At 29.6% G+C, this 21,205-nt stretch carries 21 protein-coding genes; 18 read left to right on the top strand and 3 right to left on the bottom strand.

Features of this window, described 5'->3' with window-relative positions:
- Nucleotides 1–41: 41 nt before the first annotated feature.
- Nucleotides 42–827 (bottom strand): hypothetical protein, encoded by a 786-nt coding sequence (locus TD29_RS12390; protein WP_040281046.1) that lies wholly within the window; start codon nt 825–827, stop codon nt 42–44.
- 601 nt (nt 828–1,428) lie between these two features.
- Here TD29_RS12390 and TD29_RS12385 point away from each other — a divergent pair.
- From TD29_RS12385 to TD29_RS18825, 9 genes are all read left to right on the top strand, one after another.
- Nucleotides 1,429–3,060, top strand: coding sequence for a tetratricopeptide repeat-containing sensor histidine kinase (locus tag TD29_RS12385; protein WP_040281044.1), 1,632 nt, complete (start codon nt 1,429–1,431; stop codon nt 3,058–3,060).
- Nucleotides 3,061–3,081: 21 nt separating this feature from the next.
- Complete coding sequence (locus TD29_RS12380; protein ID WP_316931858.1) at nt 3,082–3,729, top strand: DNA-binding response regulator; 648 nt, start codon at nt 3,082–3,084, stop codon at nt 3,727–3,729.
- Between the two features lie 142 nt (nt 3,730–3,871).
- Nucleotides 3,872–4,324 (top strand): hypothetical protein, encoded by a 453-nt coding sequence (locus TD29_RS12375; protein ID WP_241485271.1) that lies wholly within the window; start codon nt 3,872–3,874, stop codon nt 4,322–4,324.
- A gap of 2 nt (nt 4,325–4,326) precedes the next feature.
- The gene (locus TD29_RS12370; RefSeq protein ID WP_040281041.1) at nt 4,327–5,595 is read left to right on the top strand and encodes a hypothetical protein; all 1,269 of its coding nucleotides are present in this window, start codon (nt 4,327–4,329) and stop codon (nt 5,593–5,595) included.
- Nucleotides 5,596–5,601: 6 nt separating this feature from the next.
- Nucleotides 5,602–6,513 carry a hypothetical protein gene (locus TD29_RS12365; RefSeq protein WP_040281040.1) on the top strand — a complete coding sequence of 304 codons (912 nt, stop codon included), beginning with the start codon at nt 5,602–5,604 and terminating at the stop codon, nt 6,511–6,513.
- Nucleotides 6,514–6,563: 50 nt separating this feature from the next.
- Nucleotides 6,564–7,406 carry an endonuclease/exonuclease/phosphatase family protein gene (locus tag TD29_RS12360; RefSeq protein WP_040281039.1) on the top strand — a complete coding sequence of 281 codons (843 nt, stop codon included), beginning with the start codon at nt 6,564–6,566 and terminating at the stop codon, nt 7,404–7,406.
- 13 nt (nt 7,407–7,419) lie between these two features.
- Nucleotides 7,420–8,124 (top strand): hypothetical protein, encoded by a 705-nt coding sequence (locus tag TD29_RS12355; RefSeq protein ID WP_040281037.1) that lies wholly within the window; start codon nt 7,420–7,422, stop codon nt 8,122–8,124.
- A gap of 158 nt (nt 8,125–8,282) precedes the next feature.
- Nucleotides 8,283–8,516: an HTH-like domain-containing protein gene (locus TD29_RS12350; protein WP_040281036.1), complete on the top strand. Its 234-nt coding sequence runs from the start codon at nt 8,283–8,285 to the stop codon at nt 8,514–8,516.
- A gap of 117 nt (nt 8,517–8,633) precedes the next feature.
- Nucleotides 8,634–8,783, top strand: a complete 150-nt coding sequence (locus TD29_RS18825; RefSeq protein ID WP_262501114.1) for a PH domain-containing protein — start codon at nt 8,634–8,636, stop codon at nt 8,781–8,783.
- 150 nt (nt 8,784–8,933) lie between these two features.
- Here TD29_RS18825 and TD29_RS12345 read toward each other — a convergent pair whose 3' ends face one another.
- Together TD29_RS12345 and TD29_RS12340 are read right to left on the bottom strand one after the other, a co-directional pair.
- Entirely contained in the window at nt 8,934–10,220 is a 1,287-nt protein-coding gene (locus TD29_RS12345; protein ID WP_052467099.1) for a type II toxin-antitoxin system HipA family toxin, read from the bottom strand.
- A complete protein-coding gene (locus TD29_RS12340; RefSeq protein WP_052467098.1) occupies nt 10,217–10,531 on the bottom strand; it encodes a helix-turn-helix domain-containing protein in 315 nt (104 codons plus the stop codon). Before TD29_RS12340 ends, TD29_RS12345 begins: the two co-directional genes overlap by 4 nt.
- Before the next feature lie 382 nt (nt 10,532–10,913).
- Between TD29_RS12340 and TD29_RS12335 the strand changes: the two genes are divergently transcribed.
- Genes TD29_RS12335 through TD29_RS12295 form a run of 9 tightly spaced genes read left to right on the top strand, consistent with a single transcriptional unit; the run spans nt 10,914 to nt 21,202 of the window.
- Nucleotides 10,914–11,633 (top strand): hypothetical protein, encoded by a 720-nt coding sequence (locus TD29_RS12335; RefSeq protein ID WP_040281034.1) that lies wholly within the window; start codon nt 10,914–10,916, stop codon nt 11,631–11,633.
- 13 nt (nt 11,634–11,646) lie between these two features.
- Nucleotides 11,647–12,024 carry a PH domain-containing protein gene (locus tag TD29_RS12330; RefSeq protein WP_040281033.1) on the top strand — a complete coding sequence of 126 codons (378 nt, stop codon included), beginning with the start codon at nt 11,647–11,649 and terminating at the stop codon, nt 12,022–12,024.
- 59 nt (nt 12,025–12,083) lie between these two features.
- A complete protein-coding gene (locus TD29_RS12325; RefSeq protein ID WP_040281032.1) occupies nt 12,084–13,649 on the top strand; it encodes a type I restriction-modification system subunit M in 1,566 nt (521 codons plus the stop codon).
- Nucleotides 13,633–14,802, top strand: coding sequence for a restriction endonuclease subunit S (locus TD29_RS18240; protein ID WP_040281031.1), 1,170 nt, complete (start codon nt 13,633–13,635; stop codon nt 14,800–14,802). Before TD29_RS12325 ends, TD29_RS18240 begins: the two co-directional genes overlap by 17 nt.
- A gap of 4 nt (nt 14,803–14,806) precedes the next feature.
- Nucleotides 14,807–16,405, top strand: coding sequence for an RNA-directed DNA polymerase (locus TD29_RS12315; RefSeq protein ID WP_052467097.1), 1,599 nt, complete (start codon nt 14,807–14,809; stop codon nt 16,403–16,405).
- Entirely contained in the window at nt 16,402–17,085 is a 684-nt protein-coding gene (locus tag TD29_RS12310) for a hypothetical protein (RefSeq protein ID WP_040281030.1), read from the top strand. The genes TD29_RS12315 and TD29_RS12310 overlap by 4 nt, the downstream gene beginning before the upstream one ends.
- Nucleotides 17,075–17,647: a hypothetical protein gene (locus tag TD29_RS12305; RefSeq protein ID WP_040281028.1), complete on the top strand. Its 573-nt coding sequence runs from the start codon at nt 17,075–17,077 to the stop codon at nt 17,645–17,647. The genes TD29_RS12310 and TD29_RS12305 overlap by 11 nt, the downstream gene beginning before the upstream one ends.
- A 15-nt stretch (nt 17,648–17,662) precedes the next feature.
- Nucleotides 17,663–20,161, top strand: a complete 2,499-nt coding sequence (locus tag TD29_RS12300) for a DUF4268 domain-containing protein (protein WP_040281027.1) — start codon at nt 17,663–17,665, stop codon at nt 20,159–20,161.
- 18 nt (nt 20,162–20,179) lie between these two features.
- Nucleotides 20,180–21,202 (top strand): hypothetical protein, encoded by a 1,023-nt coding sequence (locus tag TD29_RS12295; protein WP_040281026.1) that lies wholly within the window; start codon nt 20,180–20,182, stop codon nt 21,200–21,202.
- The last annotated feature ends 3 nt before the right edge of the window (nt 21,203–21,205 follow it).

Genomic DNA, 21,205 nt, shown 5'->3' with positions numbered 1-21,205 from the left:
TATTATTGATCGTGTTCACTTTTTGTTAGTAATAATATAAATTAATTACAGATATATTTATTAATCATATATTGAGTAATGGGTTTCAGTGTTTTTCCTGTTTCTGGATGTAATCCAAGATCAGTGAAATACTCTAATTCCTTATTTTTGTTTTTCCCATACCAAATATTGACACTACCATCATTATTAAAAAATTTTGTTTCACTACAGTCGGTAGATACTTTTTTAAATAGGTTTATGCGATCTTCTTTATATAGTTTAAGTTGATTGACTTTATATTTTTCTGTATCAAAATCGACTTCGACGTAATGATCTTCTTGCCATACCATCCATCTTGTTTGTTCACCTATGATAATACCTATAGTAAAAATTATGATTACTAATGTAATAGTAGATATGAATAATAGTAAAAATTTATTAAAAGCCGAAGCATTACTAAACCATGCAAATAATCTTTTACTTTTTATTTTAGTAACTGTCGTAGATTCTCCATCTTCATTTATATATGTGATATCATCTTCTTCTTTATGATCATCTTTTTTCTGACTTAAAACATAATCCTCATAATTTATATAGCCCAAATATTTACAAAGACCGTTAAGAACTTTAAGATGGGAAATGTTGATGTCTTCATTAGTATTTTCGAATTCTAGTGCGTCATTATAGTAGTTTTTTAAACTTCTTTCTCCAAAAGAGAATTTCATTTCTTCAGTAATATAAGCTGATAGAACTATAGATAATCGATGATTGGAAGGCGCTCTAATACCTTTTTTTTCTTCGTTTTCTTTAGCTTTTAGAAAAGCCTCAATTACTACTTCTTTATGCATTTTGAGTTGGTTTTTTTGTTTTTCAAGTTAAAGTTTTTTAGTGGAAAATTGATGGAATTATTTTTCCAAATGGTTACCATATACTTACTTATAACTTTCCATTCTTAAAAAATTAATCTTCTTTTATTTGCTTCATAATCAATTATAGTTATGGCTAGCTAACATAACTAAAGTATTAAGTTGATTAATACGGAAAACCGTAAAGTGAGATGTTATGCATTGAAAAATGGGAAGCATTACTTAACAATTACTATACGCTTTCTTACTTCCCAATATCACTGAAATTATAATCTAAAAGCATGGCTTTTAACAAAATTTGAGAACTCTCAAACAGTCATCCTTTTGCAAAATTTTAAATTATGAAAAAATTATTATACATAATAGCATTGTTTTTTATTGGAGTCAATTTTTCATCTTGCACACCAGACGAAATTGTAAATGAACTTGAGCCTCAGGCTTGTTGTGATGAGGGAGAACATATTCCGCCACCACCACCGAATCCTCCAGGACTATAGTAGAAAACTAAAAATAGTTATATTTTTGAGGAATGAAGTCATGTAAATTTTCATTCCTCTTTTTTTATTTTTTCGTGTATGCAATCATGTTGATTTCAACTAATATCGTACATGGTCAAGAGGTAGACAGTTTATCTTATTATAGAACACTGGTCTTTCAACCAGACACTAGTGAAGATCTCACAAATTCGTATGTGTTTTTTAAACAGCGTAACGAAAGAAGTTTAAAGAATAAAGACACGCTAAATGTGATTTATAATTTGAGATATCAAGCAATGATACAGTTTGATTTAGGCTTATTGCATGATAGTGAGTCTACAGCAGCATCTGCTCTAGAATTTAATGACAATTTTAGTATTGAAAACGCTGTTACATTAGAGAATAGGGTAGGTTTAAATAATCATTTAGGTCGTGTTTATAATGAATTAAAAGATTATCCCAGTGCTTTAAAGTATTACAAAGTGGCTCTTCAATTACAGCAAAATCCTAAACATCATAATACTATTCTTAATAACATAGGACTTATTTCTTATGAACAAACAAATTATCAAAAAGCTCTAGAAACCTTTATTCAGGTACACAGAACTAATTTAATTACAAGTGACAAAAAAAAGATAGCTAGATCCTTGAATAATATTGGAATGACTTTATCAAAATTGGATAATTCTTCTGGTTTAGATAGTTTGAAAAAAGCATTATTATTAAGAAGGAAAGTTGGTTATAATAATGGCATATGTGACAGCTATTTAAAAATTAGTGAGTATTATCAAGATAGGGAAGACTATAAAAATGCTAATAACTATGCAGTTAAAGCAAATGAATTGGCAAAATCTATTGGGAATATTCCGTATGAACGTGAATCATTATCATTGTTGATGCAGCTCAATACGAATGTTAATGTTCAACGTTATACTAAGTTGATGGATAGTTTAAATGATGTGAACTTAAATCTTCAAAACAGTTATGCAGCAAAAAAGTATGGATTTGAAAAACAAGAACGGTTAGCAAAAGATAATGAACTGAAGTTAAAAACAATTGAATTGGATAATGAGCAGCAGAAAAGACTAAAATCATCCTATCTTTTTGTTGGAATTCTTATTCTCGTTTCCGCAGTTTTTGTTGTTATTTATATGCGATCAAAGCATAAAAAAGAAAAACTTCAAGAGGTGTATCACACCGAAACTAGAATTTCAAAAAAGGTTCATGACGAAGTAGCCAACGATGTATATCAGGTGATGATTAAAATGCAAGATAATGCAAATAAGAATGAAGACGTTTTAGATGATTTAGAAAGTATTTATACAAAAACGAGAGATATTTCTAAGGAAACAAGTGCTATTTATACGACCCAAGACTTCCAGTCTGTAATAGCAGATTTATTGTTAAGTTATAAAAGTAATACTGTACAAGTTATTACTAAAGATATAGGAACGATTGATTGGGAAGCTCTCTCTGAAATAAAAAAAATAGCAATTTATCGCGTACTACAAGAATTAATGACTAATATGAAAAAGCATAGCCAAGCATCTATTGTGGTTCTGCTTTTTAATAATGTAAATAAGAAAATAAGCATCAATTATAAGGATAATGGAATAGGTAGTGACCTGAAAAAGCATAATGGTTTACAGAATACGGAAAACCGTATAAAATCTATAAATGGAACAATTACTTTTGAAACAAGCAATAATAAAGGTTTTCAAGTAAATATATTAATTTAAGCTATGTTTAATAAAGTTTTAGTGTCCGATGATCTAGGTAGTATTAATCAAGGGGTTTTAACCGTTTTAGAAAGTATGCGTGCTAAAACAGTTCAACAAGTACAGTACTGTGATGATGCCTATTTAAAAATAAAAAAAGGATATTTAGATCAAACACCATATGACTTATTGATAACTGATTTATCATTTGTAAAAGATTATAGAGAACAAAATTTTAGATCTGGAGAAGAGCTTGTTATAGCTTTAAAACAAGAATATCCAGAACTTAAAATAATTATTTACTCGGTAGAAGATCGTTTACAAAAAGTAAGACTTTTAATGAATGATCATAAAGCAAATGCCTATGTATGTAAAGGAAGAAGAGGCTTAATAGAGCTAGGGAAAGCTATAGAGGCAGTGCATAATGAAGATATCTTTGTGTCTCCGCAAGTAGCAGCTGCATTGAGTAAAAAAACTAGTTTAGAAATAGACGATTTTGATATAAATCTCCTCAAACTTCTCTCCAATGGTTTATCTCAAGATGAAATTAGTGTTTCTCTTAAAAATAATAATATATCTCCGAGTAGCTTAAGTTCTATTGAGAAAAAACTAAATAAACTACGTATTCAATTTAAAGCCAATAACGCTATACATCTCGTGGCTATTGTTAAGGATTTAGGGTTGATTTAAAAAAGAAGTATACGAATACGGGAAACAGTAAAATACCTAGTAATTATTTATGTAAAATTGTGTGGTTATTATATTAATCATCAAATTAGGGAGAATTTGAAAAGAGGCAAGCATCACTGTGAGCCTCTTTTTTTTTGTAATTATGGTTTCCCGTAAGGTTATATCTTTTAATGGATTTAAGTTTGAAGTAAATAAAAAAAATATGATTTCAACCGAATTAAAAAGTCATTTTTTAAGACTATATCAAATGGCCTTTTCAGATGATAATTTTGATGTTTTAGAAATGCAAATGTTATACAGATTTGCAGAAGAAAGAGGTGTGACTAAAGATCAATTAGATAATATTCTTCTAAATCCCTCTCATAATACATGTGTCCCAGAGAGCTTAGAAGAAAAAATAGAATATTTATATGATTTAGCCTTGATGATATGGGCAGATAACATTGTTACAGAAGACGAAAGAATAACTTTAAGAAAGTATTGTCTGAAATTTGGTTTTCTAGATGAGAATATTGAAGAGTTATCAAAATTTCTATTGTCTCATGCAAAGGAGCAATTACCTAAGTATAAACTTGTAGAACTTTTAAAAGAATAGCAATGAGTACATTAAAAAAAATTTTCACCCTAAAAAATAAAGAGTTAAAGACAGATAATAAACTAGTTGATAAAGAGAAGGATATTAAGAGTGACAAATTAACCTTTTTTGAGAGTGGGTATGGATCTTCCAAGCAAGCTGAAGGCGATGCTAAAATATTTAAAGCATGTTTGGAAAATGTTTATATGGATTATAAGGGAAAATGTAGAGAGAATGAAAATTTGCAAAAGGAACTGAAAGCACCTTATTTAGATGAAAAAGGTAGAGTAGAGACTGAATTGAAAAAACGAAAAACAGCACTCGGTTTATTAGAGGAGGCTATTGCAGCAGTTGAGCAAAAAATTATTGTACTTAGAAATGATATGGTAGAGGTAAAAAGAGTGCCAGAAAAGTATGGGTTAGAAGTTGATAAGAAACCAAAAGCACAATTTTATCTTGGTTTAGCTGTCCTAATTCCTATTACTTTTTATTTACTGGTATTCTACATATCTGCATCTTTCTCCGCATTTTTTAAAAGTTTTGATACAGATGAATTATCTGCTGCAATATTTGACGGTAACTCACTTTCTAAAGCGATGTTAGACGGTTGGTTAGAGGGTGTGTTTGTAGCTACAATTCCATTTGCATTCATGGGTTTAGGTTATCTGGTTCATATGTTTTTAAAGCATAAAAACTGGCTTTCTTATGTGAAAGTAACTTTGTTATTCGCCGTAACATTTGTTTTTGATGCTATATTGGCTTATCAAATTGAAAAAAAAATATACGAAATTCAAAAAACACCAGACTCTCCAAATTTCGACTTGTCTATAGCATTTTCAACAGTTGAGTTTTGGGGAATTATTTTTGCTGGATTTGTAGTATATATAATTTGGGGATTAGTATTTGATTTTATTATGAAAGAATACGACAATTTTGATAAGATAAAAACTTTTATCATGAGCAAGAGGGAGGATATTAGAAATAGTGAATTAAATATTTCTAAATTAATTCAAAAATTAAATCCAATTAAAGAAGAAATAGTTGGATTAGAAGGAGAGGTAGTTGATTTACAACGTACCATTGATGGATTTGTTTTTTCAAATAAACACTATTTGACTTACCATGCAGAATATGTAAAGGGATGGTTTTTAGCTATCGCAGATAATTTTGATGGCTTAAATAGAAGAGAGCAATTGCTATCTAAATGTCAAGAAGAAGAATTAAGACATTTAAAAGAACATGATATTGATAATGAAGATTACGAAGGAAGATTATATAAAATAACAAACTAACAAGAGATGAAAATTAAAGTTTTAATATTTTTAATTATTGTAACTGTATTATCATGTAAAAAGGATAAAGAAGAGGTTAATATAGATTTACCTCTAGAAATCGATGAACCAACAATTAAACTTTCATCCAATAGACCCAATTTAAATGTAAGTATCCTTTTAGATTTATCTGATAGAATTAATCCAATTAAGTATCCTAACCCTGCGATGGAATATTATGAAAGAGATTTAGGCTATATACACTCTGTAGTGAAAAGTTTTGAGTGGCATTTGAGAAACAAAAAGAGTATTAAAATTAAGGACCATATTCAATTGTTTATAGAGCCCGAACCTGGGGATGGAGAACTAAATAGTAAAATGCAATTATTAAATATGTCGTTTACTAAAGACAATGCAAAGAAAGAATATATTAAGCAGACTTCGAATTTATATGATAGTATTGCTAAGGAGATTTATCATTCAGCAATAAATGATAATAATTATGTTGGTTCAGATGTTTGGGGCTTTTTTAAAAATAAAGTCGAAGATTTTTGTATTGAAGAAGATTATAGAAATATTTTGGTGATTTTAACCGATGGTTATTTATTTCATGAGGATGTAAAAATTAAAGAAAAAAATTTATCTTCTTATTTAACCCCACAAGAAATTCGTAATAATAAGCTTAATAAGTCAAATTGGAAAGAGAGAATGGAAACTGAGAATTTCGGTTTTATAATCAGACAAGATGATTTAAAGGATTTAGAGGTTTTAGTCTTGGGGATAAATCCAAATAAGAAAAATGATTACGAACAAGATGTTATTTTTAAATACTGGAAGGATTGGTTAACACAAATGAACGTCAAACAATTTGAGATTAAATTAGCTAACTTACCTGCTAATATGGATAAAGTAATTCAAGACTATATGTTTCAAGAATAATTTTAATATGTTTTTAAATTTTATATGAATATAATTGTAAATTTTAGTTAATGAGAAAACTACTTTTTTTAGGCTTATTTTTTACGTTTCTTAACTTTTCAAATAACTTAGAATCTCAGAGCGTTGAAAGTATAAAACTAATCACTTGGAACATCCAAGACCTAGGACAATCTAAAGACCACACTGAAATTGCTTTCATCGTAAATGTTCTTAAAAATTATGATATCGTAGCCATTCAAGAAGTTGTAGCCAAAGATCCAGCTGGTGCTCAAAAAGTAGCTCAAATTGCCGATGAGCTAAATAGAAAAGGAGCAAAGTGGGATTACAGAATAAGTGATCCAACAAATAGTCCATCTGCTTATATGAGTGAACGCTATGCTTATTTATGGAAAACGAGTAAAATAGATATGCAAGGACGCGCTTATTTAGATGAGGAGTTAGCTGAAGAAATAGTTAGAGAACCGTATATCGCAGAATTTAAGGAAAAAAGTACAGGTTATAAGTTTCATGTTGTCAATTTTCACTCACGAAAGCACGACGATAATCCTGAATTAGAAATTGTTCATTTTAAAAATTATCAAGAACGATTAAATACAGATAAGCTATTAATCGTAGGAGATTTTAACTTAAATGAAAAACATGAAATTTGGGATGATTTATACCAAAGTGGTTTTAAATCAGCAATTGAAAACTCTAAAACGACACTAAAGCGTAAATGTGCTTTTGGGAAGTATCTTAGTCACAGTATTGATAATATTTATTATTCCAAGGAATTACAATTTAAGACTTCTGGTGTATTAAATTACATAAGGGCTTGCGAAAATTTAAAAGCAGCAAGACTGATTTCTGATCATTTACCTGTTTATTTAGAGTTTACTATTGATTTAAACTAAAATTGGTATTATTATGTACTTAAAAAAAACAATTTTTCAAGTTCTTATTATTTTATTTTGTAATTCAGCATTTACTCAAAACGACAATGATTACTTCGTTAAAAAGGTAGAAAACGGAGTGAAACAAATTCTTGAAATTAATGAGTTTTTAAATGAAAATGAAAGTATTTCATTTCATACATTTGTAGAAATAAATGAAAATAAATATTTGTTTACACAATCTTATTCAGGCGGTGCACATTGTTGCACAATTGTAAGTGCGTATATATATGACCAAACTAATAATTATTTCATTTTTGCAGATTCTTTTTTGCGTGATGGAGATTCAGTGACCATCGAAAATTATCCATTTGAAGTGTTTAGTCGCGTTAATTACTTTTATACATGTTATGCCTGTTTTAAGTTTTTGGATTGTGATGAGTTCTATCAAGATTATTACATAATAGAGAACAATTCCTTTAAATTAATTAGCAGTGGCGCTTTACAAGAAATGATAACATGTTTTAAAAAGCAAATGCCTAATCTAGAAATTCCTAATTTAGATGAAAACGGAATGGATAATGGGGAAAGAAGCCTAGTGCTAAATCAACTCAATAAAATTTTTAAAATTCAACATGATATTAAGGTCATAACAGACTTATATAAAAATTATGTACCTGAATTTGAAAATAAATACAAAATATGGGCTGAAATGATTGAAATCATGATGAAGAATTAATTTCTCTCATATATAATCTCATTATTACGGTTTCCCACAATAAAATATCCCAATATTATTTTAAATTTCCCTCAGGAGGTTAAAATATTTCCGATTGAGCTCTAATCTTTATTCATAATTCAGCTAATTAAACTTTTAAATTTAAATATAAAATTAACATGACGATAAACCAACTAGGAGCAGCATTAAATAAAATGTGCGAAGAAGCACCAAAAGGGCATAAAACAGCAATGATACATGTCTTCGGGATCAAATACGCCCAAGAAATTAAAAAAAGTAAGTTTAATAAGAAAGAAATTGCTAAAGCAGCTAAGATATCAGAAACATATTTTGCCGAAATCAATAAAGGAGTTAAACTAGGAGAATATGTTACAATCAAAAAAGGTATTTAACTAGTTGTAAAAAGAACCTAGCTTAAATAAGAAAAACTGACAATGGGACTACTAAATAAAATACTAGGCAACGCAAGTCAAGCTTCAACATAGAACTCTGTTTAAGTTTTTAGGGATGTGTTTATGTTTACCAGCAAACGCTTAATACTTATAGATGTTCATGGAGTCACTGGCAGTAAAGTAAAATATTCTAAAAAAGAATTGACTTTTGATAAAGCTATAGCATTAGGTTACACTGCTTGTAGCATTTGTGAACATACACGATAAATTACTAAAGCAAATTCTAATGCAGATATCATGTTCGTATATGGTTCAATCGGGCTGGCTAAGACTATGTTAGTAAACAAAAACGAACTAAAGGAAAATTCGTAGGTTTTTCTGAGTACACACAGAACTAGCAATTGATTATACACGTAGTTATTTTACTTTATATGGAATGGTTTTTAATTTACTGGCTATATAATCAGTGGTCTTTTTTGAAATATTTAAATCTTTCGCAATTTTTCTCCAATTGAGAAAACTTTGATTTATTTCATTAATTATTCTTTTTGGATTTTTGATAGAATACTCTTCTGCTACATGAAGAATGTCATTTAAGGTAAAGTCTTTATTTTTACCATTTATCGAGAGAAAATGTGGCGTAATTCTATTAAAGTTTTCGTTATAACTAAATGTTAAATCATATGCTGGAGATAAATTCCATTCTCCATTTTCTTTCATATTAAATCCGAAATTTTTAGTATGGTCATCTACATTTCGACCAATTACATTGAAAACCATTATTTTAAATAATTGTTCTTTTGAAGAATAGTCTAATTTCATTTTATTTAATATGGTAAATATTTGTTCATAAGAATAAGTGTTGGGCAATTTGAAATTCATACCAGCAAATGCGTGTAAAGTCTGAGTATGAAGTTTGCGTCCATCAATGCGATCAAATCTTTTGGTCATAAAGTAATAATCATTTTCAAATTCCTTTAATTCTGAATCCATAATGATAATTTTAGATTCTTTTGCCATGAGGTAATATGCATATTCGATTTTACCTCTTTCTTTATCAGAGTCTAAACCTATATCTCTATTGAATTTTAAAATCCAACTATCTTGATTCTTTGAAGGTAAGTTGTCACCTCTATAAATGTCACCTGTCTTCTTATCAATATTAATTAAAACTTTTGGTTGAGCTCCTCCAGGAGATGTTCCTATATGGAAAAGGTTTGCCATATCATCAATATTAGCAACAGGTTCATTTTTTAGCAGTGATATTGAAAGTTCATTTAGTTTTTTTAAGTTTAATATTTTAGTACGCGTTTGTTTATGTTTAGCAGGTTTAAATTCAAGTGCTCCCATTCCTCTATTTCCTATATAAGCTAATTTTTCTATAGGTGAAAGATCTCTATAGTTCCTACCTTCTTTCTCGAGATATTTTGAGAATAATTCAGTACCAAATTTATCAGGTAATGAATCTGATATAAAGAGAGGAAGCCCTTTATTTGTGTTAAATACTAAACTACCGTCACTAGAATACTCTAGTTTTTGAACAGAAGAGATTATTTTCTTTGATGTAGGGTTTATTATGGGAGACAATTCAATTTCACTTCGAATAAAACTATTTGCGTATTCAAAAGTGCTTGTTTTTTTTGTTTCATTCCAAATAAGTACGCCTACAAGGTTTTTCCAGATAATTACTTCTAATAGATTCATTTTTTATATCCTCCTCTTTTTCTCTTCTTTTTTTCTTTTTCATAAATTTCCATGGGAGTTAATTCATACGCTTCATTTTTTAGAAAGAATTCAAATTCATCCAATAATTCAAGTGATCGAGAAATTGAAATTAGTGAAGCTATCGAGAAATTCCTCCCTTTTTCAATACCTGCTATAGAACTTCTACTCATACCAGTTTTTTGGGCTAATTCAGTTTGAGATAATCCAGCCTTTACACGTAATGAGCTAAGTTTTTCTCCCCATTTTCGTATTAACTCTTTATCGGAATAACCGTAATATTTATCTTCCATACTCAAATGTACTATAAACAGGTCAATAAAGCAAATAAATGCATATAATGTCCTTTTTGTGATACAAATTTAAAAAATAACTTAATATGAGTAGTGAAGAAATAAAAGAGTCAGCTTAAATTACAGCAAACAATGCAATAACACCTAAAACACATAATAAACGCCTTCTTAAAGCTACAGCTACTCAAAGTACAGGTAAGACTCAAGCAGAGAAGCGTTATAAACGTAAGACTAAAAATACTAGTTGCAGATGCAATAACATTAATAATTTATGTACTCTACGGAAATCCGTAATGTATGTATTCAATTTAAAGGTATGTTAGCTGTTTAATTACTTCTTTTAGAAGTAGTTCAAGCCTTATGCATTAATTAAAACTTTACAATGAAAAAACTAGCTTTTTGCCTTTTTACAATTACATTTTTATTTCCAAAACTAAGTGCTTCACAGAATAATGGAGCAGAGGCTGTATTAGGAGGGCTTTTGGCTATAGGAGCAGGAGTGGCAGCTGTAGAGCAAATGAAAGAACAAGCCGAACTCACTGCTACACAATGGGTATTAACTAATAAGCCTGAGCTTTCAAGCTTTTCTTTAAAAACTTTAGATTTTGATGGCAAAAAAGTGAAAGATATGTCTTCAACTTCTGTGATTTCATTCAAAATACAAGCCTTTACGGCAGGAGATAAACCAGAATTAGATGGGAAAAAGCAAGTATTATTTGGTTTTACTAGTCGTGGATGGATTAGTGAATATGGTATTGATTTCGAAAAAGTAAAATGGTATCTCATTGATGATACTGAGTGGATGAACATGATGGTTGCTTATGTGAAAGTAGCATCAAGCGAAAGTAATGAGAGTGATATTATTTCTATTTTAAAAGAAGGTAAAGTAGTTAACAAGGGTGTGAAAGTAAAAAGCAAACTAGTCATTCCTTTCTTTAAATTAGAAGGAGATATGTATGTGGTTACAGATTATTCTTCTGAAATGAAATTATTATATAATGAAAGATCCTTAGGGATTTTCTTAAAAGAAACAAAAGATCTCGTTCAAATAGGACGAGGAGATATTATAAAAATTCATGACTTCTTTTTTGAAGAAGAATAAAATATAATTAGAAATGGGACTACTAAATAAAATATTAGGTAACGCAAGCCAAGCCTCTACCGAACAATTAACTACAAAATATGCACGATTATTAACCGCTAACGAACAAATAGAATTAGGCTTCAAACTTTTTAGAGATGTGTTTATGTTTACCAACAAACGCTTAATATTAATCGATGTGCAAGGAATTACGGGCAGTAAAGTAGAATATAAGTCAATGCCCTATAAAAGTATTTCTCGTTTCTCTTTAGAAACATCAGGTACTTTCGATCTAGATGCCGAATTAAAAATATGGATTTCAAGCGAAGACATCCCATCGGTAAGTAAAAAGTTTAATAAGAGTATTGATGTTTACGAAGTACAGAAATATTTGGCTGAAAAAGTAATGTAGTACATTACTTGAACAACATTATAATTAAACCTATTTTTAAAGTTCAAAAAATACACTTAATGGCCAAAAAAACCACAAAAAAAACAAAATCCATAGAAGAAACCCTATGGGACTCGGCAAATAAACTTCGCGGTACCGTAGAATCCTCAGAATACAAACACGTTGTACTCGGTTTAATATTCCTAAAGTTCGCCAGCGATAAATTCCAAAAGCGTCGTCAAGAATTAATTGATGATGGTAAAGAAAAGTTTATCGACATGGTAGAATTTTACGCTCAAAATAATGTATTCTACTTAACTGAGGAATCCCGTTGGAGCTACATTATTGCCAATGCCAAACAAGACGATATTGCACTAAAAATAGATACCGCTTTATACACCGTAGAAAAAAACAATCCATCGCTTAAAGGTGCCTTACCAGACAATTACTTTTCACGCCTAAATATGGACGTGAGTAAACTAGCTGCTTTACTAGATACCATTAACAATATAGACACGCTAAAAGACCAACAACAAGATATAGTTGGTCGCGTGTACGAGTATTTTTTAAGCAAGTTTGCCATAGCAGAGGGTAAGGGTAAAGGCGAATTCTACACCCCAAAAAGCATCGTTAACCTTATTGCTGAACTTATAGAACCTTACAAAGGTAAAATTTACGATCCAGCCTGTGGTTCTGGTGGTATGTTTGTACAGTCTATGAAATTTATAGACAGCCACAACGGTAACAAAAAAGACGTTTCTATTTATGGGCAAGAATACACAGCTACCACTTACAAGCTTGCAAAAATGAACCTTGCCATTCGTGGTATATCTGCCAATTTAGGCGATGTACCAGCAGACACCTTTGCCAAAGACCAACACCCAGATTTAAAGGCAGATTACATAATGGCAAATCCACCATTTAACCAAAAAGCATGGAGAGCCTCAGATGAGTTATTAGACGATCCACGTTGGCGAGGTTACGAGGTACCACAAACAGGTAACGCCAATTACGGTTGGATATTGAATATGGTCTCTAAACTCTCAGAAAACGGAGTGGCTGGTTTTATATTGGCCAATGGTGCTTTATCTGGTGGCGGAACCGAATACGACATTCGTAAAAAACTGATCGAAAATAAATTGGTGGAAGCTATTTTAATCCTACCACGTAACTTGTTTTATACCACAGATATTTCGGTAACCCTTTGGATTATTAACAACAATAAAAAAGAGCGTCAAGTAAAGCTTAACAATGTTGAAAAAAACTACCGAAACCGAGAAGACGAAATTCTATTTATGGATTTAAGACAGGTTGGTATTCCTTTTGAAAAAAAATACATTCAGTTTTCTCAATATGAAATTAAAAGAGCTAGTGAAACTTATCACGATTGGCAGCAAAATGAAAAAGAATATAAAGATATACCAGAATATTGTTATTCGGCTTCTATTGAAGAAATTCAGAAAAAAGACTATTCTCTTGTGCCAAGTAAATATATTGAGTTTGTAAACCGTGACGAAAACATCAATTTTGAGGAGAAGATGCAAATTTTACAAACGGAATTTGCAGACTTGTTAAAAGAAGAAGCACAATCTAAAACTGAATTACTAAACGTGTTTAAAAATTTAGGTTATGAAATCAAATTATAAATTACTTGGCGATTACATAACTAGAGTTGACATAAGAAACAGGAATCTAGAAACAACTAACCTTAAAGGGTTAAGTATGACCAAAGAATTTAGAGATTCTACTTCTAATATTGTTGGTGTAGATTTATCCAAGTATAAATTGGTGCCTAAAAATCATTTTGCTTGTGATTTTATGTCAGTTATTCGAGTGCACAGATTACCTGTCGTACATCAAAATAGTGATGATTTAATAATTGTATCACCTGCTTACACAGTTTTTAAAGTAATTGATGAAACTATTCTAAATCCAGAATATTTAATGATGTGGTTTAGAAGACCTGAATTTGATAGATATGCAGATTTTAGATGCGATAGTGCAATTAGAGGAGGTTTTAAATGGGACGAATTAGGAGAAGTAGAACTACCAATCCCATCCATAGAAAAACAAAACGAAATAGTAGCAGAATACAACACCATTGTCAACCGTATAAAACTTAACGAAAACCTAAACCAAAAATTAGAAGAGACTGCACAAGCCTTGTACAAACATTGGTTTGTAGATTTTGAGTTTCCTAATGCAGAAGGTAAACCTTATAAATCTTCTGGTGGTGAGATGGTTTATAATGAGGAATTGGATTTGGAGATTCCTTTGGGTTGGGAAATAGGTGTCATAGGTGATATGTTTACTTTTCAAAGAGGTCACGATTTACCATCTCGATTGAGAATTAAAGGGAAATATCCAATTTTTGCATCAACAGGAATTGCAGAATATCATAATAAATTCAAGTTTGATAAGCCAACTATAATCACAGGAAGAAGTGGTTCGTTAGGTGAGCTTTTCTATTACGATAAACCTTGTTGGCCTTTAAATACAAGTCTTTATATTAAAAAATTTAAAAAAGCTACACCTTTTTATTCTTTATATTTTCTAAGAACTATTAATTTAAAAGAACTTGGAGCAGGTTCAGCAGTACCTACTTTAAATCGGAATGATATACACGAAATATCTAAAGAGATTCCAAATGAGGATATACTTGAATTTTTTGAAAATAAAATTGCTTCAATACAATCATTTAAAGTATTAAATTCAAATATTAATTCTAAACTGGAAGTACTTTTGAATCTACTTCTTTCCAAAATGTCAAGACTAGAAACTAAAACAGAAGTAGTTTAAGATTATGAAGTCATACCACGAACATATTACAGATTTTATTGATGCTGAAATTCTTGAAGGTTTACTAGGTTATGGATTGTTTCCTAACAAAATACCACCTTTTTTAACCAGTAAGCCATTTTATGACTATGTTGTAACTAATACACCAGTGTTTAATACCAAAAGGAATTATGATTATGTGAGTTATGAAAATATGAGAAACATTAATGTTCCTCGTTTGTTGGCTATTCCTCATCCTTTTGGTTACGCTCTTTTATGTCAGTTTATTGCTAAAGAATGGAGTAAAACGCAAAATTACTTTAAGGACAAAACAGAAAACCAAACGCATAAAGTAAGTAGAGTTCATTTAAGAAAAATGATAGACAAACATTCATTATTCGAAATGAATTATAAAAATTTTGATGATGATGGTTTTCCAGAAAATGATTTATTAATTAGAAGTAATTTTATTGCAAAAGCAGATATTTCTAATTGTTATCCTAGCATTTATTCACATTCAATTTCTTGGGCTTTAGTTGGCAAAAAAGAAGCAAAATTAAAATCGAAGCCTGCTTTTAAAAATGAATGGTTTAACAAATACGACGAATTAAGCCGTAAAATTAAAAATAATGAAACCAATGGAATTCTAATTGGTCCTCATACTTCAAACTTAATATCAGAAATTGTTCTAGTGGCTATTGATTTAGAAATGGAGAACAAAGGATATCGCTTTACAAGATACATCGATGATTATACGTGTTATGTAGAAACATACAACGATGCAGAACAGTTTTTTATTGATTTGTCAATAGAATTAAAAAAGTTTGAATTATCACTAAATCATAAAAAATCTGAAATATTAACTTTGCCATTTTCATTAGCCGAAACTTGGCTTCGTAAACTTAAAGCTTTTCACTTCCCGGAAATAGTAACCAAAGAAGGTAAGCACGTTTTAAAAATAGCAGAATTGCGTTCGTTTTTAGATTTAACGCTTGATTTAATGAAATCTGAAAAAGAAAATTCAGCAATTTTAAGTTATGCTATTAAAATAATTTCAAGTAAATATTTAGGCGCTCATGCAAGAACATTTTATTTTAAAAGATTACATCATTTAATATTATTATATCCATATTTATTGCCTTATGTTGATGAGTATTTATTGCAACCTTTTAATTATTCAAAAGCGCAAATTAAAGAACTTTTAGATGATATTTTAGATTATAGTTTTCAAAAAAATATTCCAGAAGCAACAAGTTATGTGCTCTTTTTAGCTTTAAAATATGATATTTTATTAGATAAATATTATACTACTGAAATTTTAGATAGAGAAGATTGTATGGCTATGCTTTTATTGTATTTATACACGTTAAAACAAGGAGGTGGAGTAAGAGTATTCAAAACCAAAGCAGAGGATTTAAGTAAAGTTGAATTCGATAAATTCTGGTTATTCATCTATGAAGTTTTACCTAACACTAAATTGAAAGATAATTTTAAACAAATGAAACTAGATAAGTTGTCTTTTATAGATGAAGACTTTAGGAGTAAATTTTTAGTGCCAGTTCGTAGAGGTTGCTTACCAGCAATAATATTACCAACTATTAATAATCTATTTGGTAAAAAATGATATCCTATTTCAAATACGGTAAGGGAAGTTTAACTATCTGCGAAGATAGTTTAACAGCATCTGTGTTTGATTTACTCAAATATTTACCAACAGATTTGTTTTGGCACATTTTAAAACAAGCCTTACACCAAGACCAATTACCATCTTATTGTGGTGAAGTTTTAGAAATGCAGTATTGGGCAAAATGGCAAGCAAAAGGAAAGTATGATGCTAATAATAGTAAATATGTTGAGCCAGATTTGTTTATGCGTTTTAAAGATTTTGATTTAATTATAGAGGCCAAACGTAATGACAGTAATCAACAGTCGGATGGTCAATTAAAAAAAGAAATTAAGGCGTATTTAAATGAGTATGAAGATAAAGAGAATACCGTGTATTTGTTACAGGTTGGTGGATTGATTGATACTTGTGTAAAAGAAGAATTTAATATTGCAGGTATTAAAGTATTACAATCTAAAACAAATTGGACGAGTTTACTAAAAAGTGTAGATGGTATTTATAAAAGTTACTTAGAGCAAAACATACCAAGTCAGAAACCTACTTTGTTTCTATTAGAGGATATAATTAATGCATTTGCCATGCATGGCTTTCATCAAAAACTATGGTTACAAGATTGTGAAATTTATAATATAAATACTAAAGCCATAAATAGTTTTAAAACAAAAAAGTATGGAAGATAATTTAACATTAGAAGTCCGTAAAGCGTACAGATTATTATATGATTACCAAAGACGAATATTAGACTTAATGAAGTTTATTGGTGAAACCTATGATTTCCCCTATAAAAAAGGAAGACCATTATTTAGTTCTAAAGCAGGTACTAGTTTAAATAATTGGGCTTGGGATTGGATATATATGTATTGCTATGATTTTAGATTTGAAGGTAAAGACGATAAAAACCCAATCCAATTTTCGGTAATATTAAAAAACGATTCTGGTTTTTACGAGTCTACAGAGGAGAATAAAATACATGCATTAGAAATTGAACAGTTTAAAGCAGTTGAAGATTCAAAAACAGAATTAATATTGGTTGCAGGAGATTTGAATAAATCTTTTGATACTATGACAGCATCTACAAAAGCAAGCGAAGGTACTTCAGAAGATAATACTTTAGTGTTTAAGAATTATGCTTTAGAAAAATTCTTTACACAAGATGATGCTTTAAAACAATTACAAGATTTTTCAGCGTTTTGTAAAACTTATAATATTGAGTTAAACATTCCAGAAAAGACTATTAAATAAAACACGCTATAACCAATGAAAGCAACCGAAGAACCAATTAATAAGTTTTTACAAGCATCTAATGTACAGTTTGTAATACCAGTATATCAACGTAATTACGACTGGAGTACAAAGGAGTGTAAAGAGTTAATTAACGATATTATTGCTGTAGAATCAGACCAAAGAGGTACACATTTTATTGGTAGTATTGTATTCATTCATGAAGGTGTTTATAGTACAAGTGAAGTAAAAGAATTGGTAATAATAGATGGTCAACAACGTTTAACTACAATTAATATTCTATATGTTGCTTTGTACAGGTTTGCGAAGGAAAATAACCTAAGAGGCGATGCTGAAAGACTTTATAATTGGTATTTAACCAACCAATATGTAGAGCAAGAATCGAGCAAGTTAAAATTAAAACAAACAGACCAAAACTCATTAGCCTTTAAAGCCATAATGAATGCTACAGAAAACGAATTTGGTGGTTATTCTAATGTGATTGAAAATTATAATTTCTTTAGAACCATAATTACAAAAGACACTTTTGAGATTATTAAAAATGGTTTAAAACGCTTAATATTTGTTGAGATTTCTTTAGAAAGAGATAAAGACGATCCACAACGTATTTTTGAGAGTCTTAACTCTACAGGTTTAGAGTTATCACAATCCGATTTAATTAGAAATTTTATTCTAATGGATTTAGAGCCCAAAGACCAAAACCGTGTGTTTGAGCAAATATGGAACCCTATAGAAGAAAATGCCAAAGACTTAGTAAAGCAAAAGTCTATGGTTTCAGATTATATTAGAGATTATTTGACTTTAAAAAACAAAAAGATACCTAACAAAAATAAGGTATATGCAGAGTTTAAAAAGCTTTATCAAAACAAGAAAGATGAAGCCTATCAACAAGAATTAGAAAATATAAAATCATTATCTGCGCATTATAAACGTTTTATAAACCCAAGCCATGTTGCAGATGCTAACCTTAGAAAAGAATTAGAATATATAAGTAGATTAGAAATAAATGTAGCATTTCCGTTTTTGCTTCAAGTGTTTGAAGACAAGGAAAACGGTATTATAGAGAAGCAAGAGCTAATTAAAATACTAAAGCTTATACAAAGCTATACCTGGCGAAGATTTATTGTGGGATTACCTACAAGTGCATTAAACAAAATCTTTATGGCGTTGTATGCAGATGTAGATGTTGAAGATTATTATAACTCTATAGAAATTTCATTAATTAAGAAAAGAGGAAGTTCTAAATTCCCAACAGATGAAGATTTAAGAACCGCTTTAAAGGATAGAGACTTATATAACATTCAAGCAAAGAATAGAAATTACATGTTCGAAATGATTGAGAATTTTAACAATCGCGAATATGTAGATACCTCTAACGAAAACATTACAATAGAACATATTTTTCCAAGAAACCCACATGAAGATTGGAGTGTATCACTCTCACAAGAAGATTACTTTACCTTTAAAGAAAAACGATTAAATACTATTGCCAACTTAACATTGTCTGGCAATAACGGAGCGTTAAGCAATAAAGTCTTTTTAGAGAAAAAAGACATGAATAAGAATGGAGGAGAACAAGGCTACCAATTTAGTAGATTGTGGTTAAACGCTCATTTGAAAACACTAGACAACTGGAATATTGCAGAATATAAAGTGCGTTTTGAAATTATCTATAATAGGTTTTTAAAGATTTGGGAATATCCAAAAGCGGAAATACCAGATATCAACACTACAGTAGAGCAAAATATTTTTGTAGCTGAGAGTCCAACAAATAAAAACTTAGACTATTTTATTTTTGAAGACAATAAGATTGAAGAAAATGTTATTGCTAACATGTATTATTATGTTATAAAAAGTTTGTACAAAAAAAATACGCAGCTTCTTCTTAATAACCAAGATGTATTAAAAATAACTAGAAACCCAGATGATTTTAGAGCATCAGGCGAAATACTAAATGGTTATTATGTGGAGTATAATATTGATAGCAGAACAAAATTTAATATCTTAAAACGATTATTGACTTTGTTTGAACTTGAAGATGAGCTAATCGTAAGATATAAAAGTGAAGATACAGAACCAAGTCGTTTTTCTATTAGAAAAAAGTATTGGCAACAAGTGTTACCGCTTATAAAAGACACCACGCTTTTTGAGAATATTAGCCCATCAAAAGATAATTGGATAGGCGCAGGTGCGGGAATTAGTGGTTTATCCTATTTGTTAGCCGTCACAGGTACGTATGTAAGAGTCGAATTAAATATATCTTCATCTAACAAAGAAAGAAATAAGAACTATTTTAATCAGTTACTAAAAGATAAAGAGTTAATTGAGAATACTTTTGGTAAACCATTAGTTTGGCAAGAATTTTTAGAACATAAAATGAGCCGTATTAAATTTGAACTGCAAGATGTTAATTTATTTGAACCTAATGATTGGGGGAAAATGAATGAGTTTATCATTAATAATTTACCCAAATTTGAAAACGCAATAAAGGATTCTATTTCTAAATTAAATTAAGGCTTTAAAATATAAAAGATGAAACAAATTTACCTACTATTATTACTTACATTTTCAATCCAATTAAAAGCAGAAACAAATCCCATAAATGTGGTGGATTTAAATTTTAGAATGACAGCCATGTCAACATATCAAATGATGTATGGTTTTGCAGAAGGAGATAAAATAATTATTAGTTATTCCGAAGAAAGAGGGAAAAAGTTAAAAAACTTTGAAGTTTTAGAGTATCGTGCCTCTAAAGTTTACTCAGAGTTTAATATCATTAAAATAGAAGAAAAAGAGATAACCATAAAGCAAACAGGGATCTATATTTTTAATTTTGAAAACTCGTCATTAGCAAGACGTATTTGTAAATTTAAAATAGATAGAATTCCTGCAACGGAAGGTTTAATTTCATTTAATACAACAGTTAAAGAACGTACATTAACAGATACGACTTATACAACAAGACAAGAACGCTTTGTTAAAAGCGAAGCTTACAAGGTGAAAGATATTCATACAAACCAACATTTCTATGTGAATAGTGGTTCTAATGCCATGTTTAAAGGCGGAAAATCTAGAGTAGTTTTACCTTTTAATTTACCTATTAATACTTTAAAATGGTATTATACAGTATCTTCTTTTAGAGATAATACAAAAGTAGAAAGTACATCGAGTCAAATTAATTTAGTTGCAGATTTAAGTAAATTAATTGATGAAACTGGAACTTTAGGATTTGCAATTGAACAATTGGGTAATCCTCCAGGAGCAAATTATTGTGATGTGTATTTATTAGATCATACTAATAATAGTATTTTTTTAAATAAAGGAGCTTTTAGGCATTTTCCTATTGGTACAAGAGAAAATATTATAGCAGCAAATGTTGAGGTTGGAAGTTCTTGGTCTGAGCAGATGTATTTAGGAATTAAAAACCCAGATAGCACACATGGAATAAATGTCTTAATAAGCATAGCAGCAATTGTGTTAGAACAAGAAATAGATTTTAGAGAAATTAAAGAGCCTCATATAACTTCTACAAAAGAGTTATATTTAGAGAACTAAGTT

The sequence above is a fragment of the Psychroserpens damuponensis genome, assembly GCF_000826655.1.
Lineage (GTDB): Bacteria > Bacteroidota > Bacteroidia > Flavobacteriales > Flavobacteriaceae > Psychroserpens > Psychroserpens damuponensis.
This window is presented reverse-complemented; position numbering and strand designations above follow the sequence as displayed.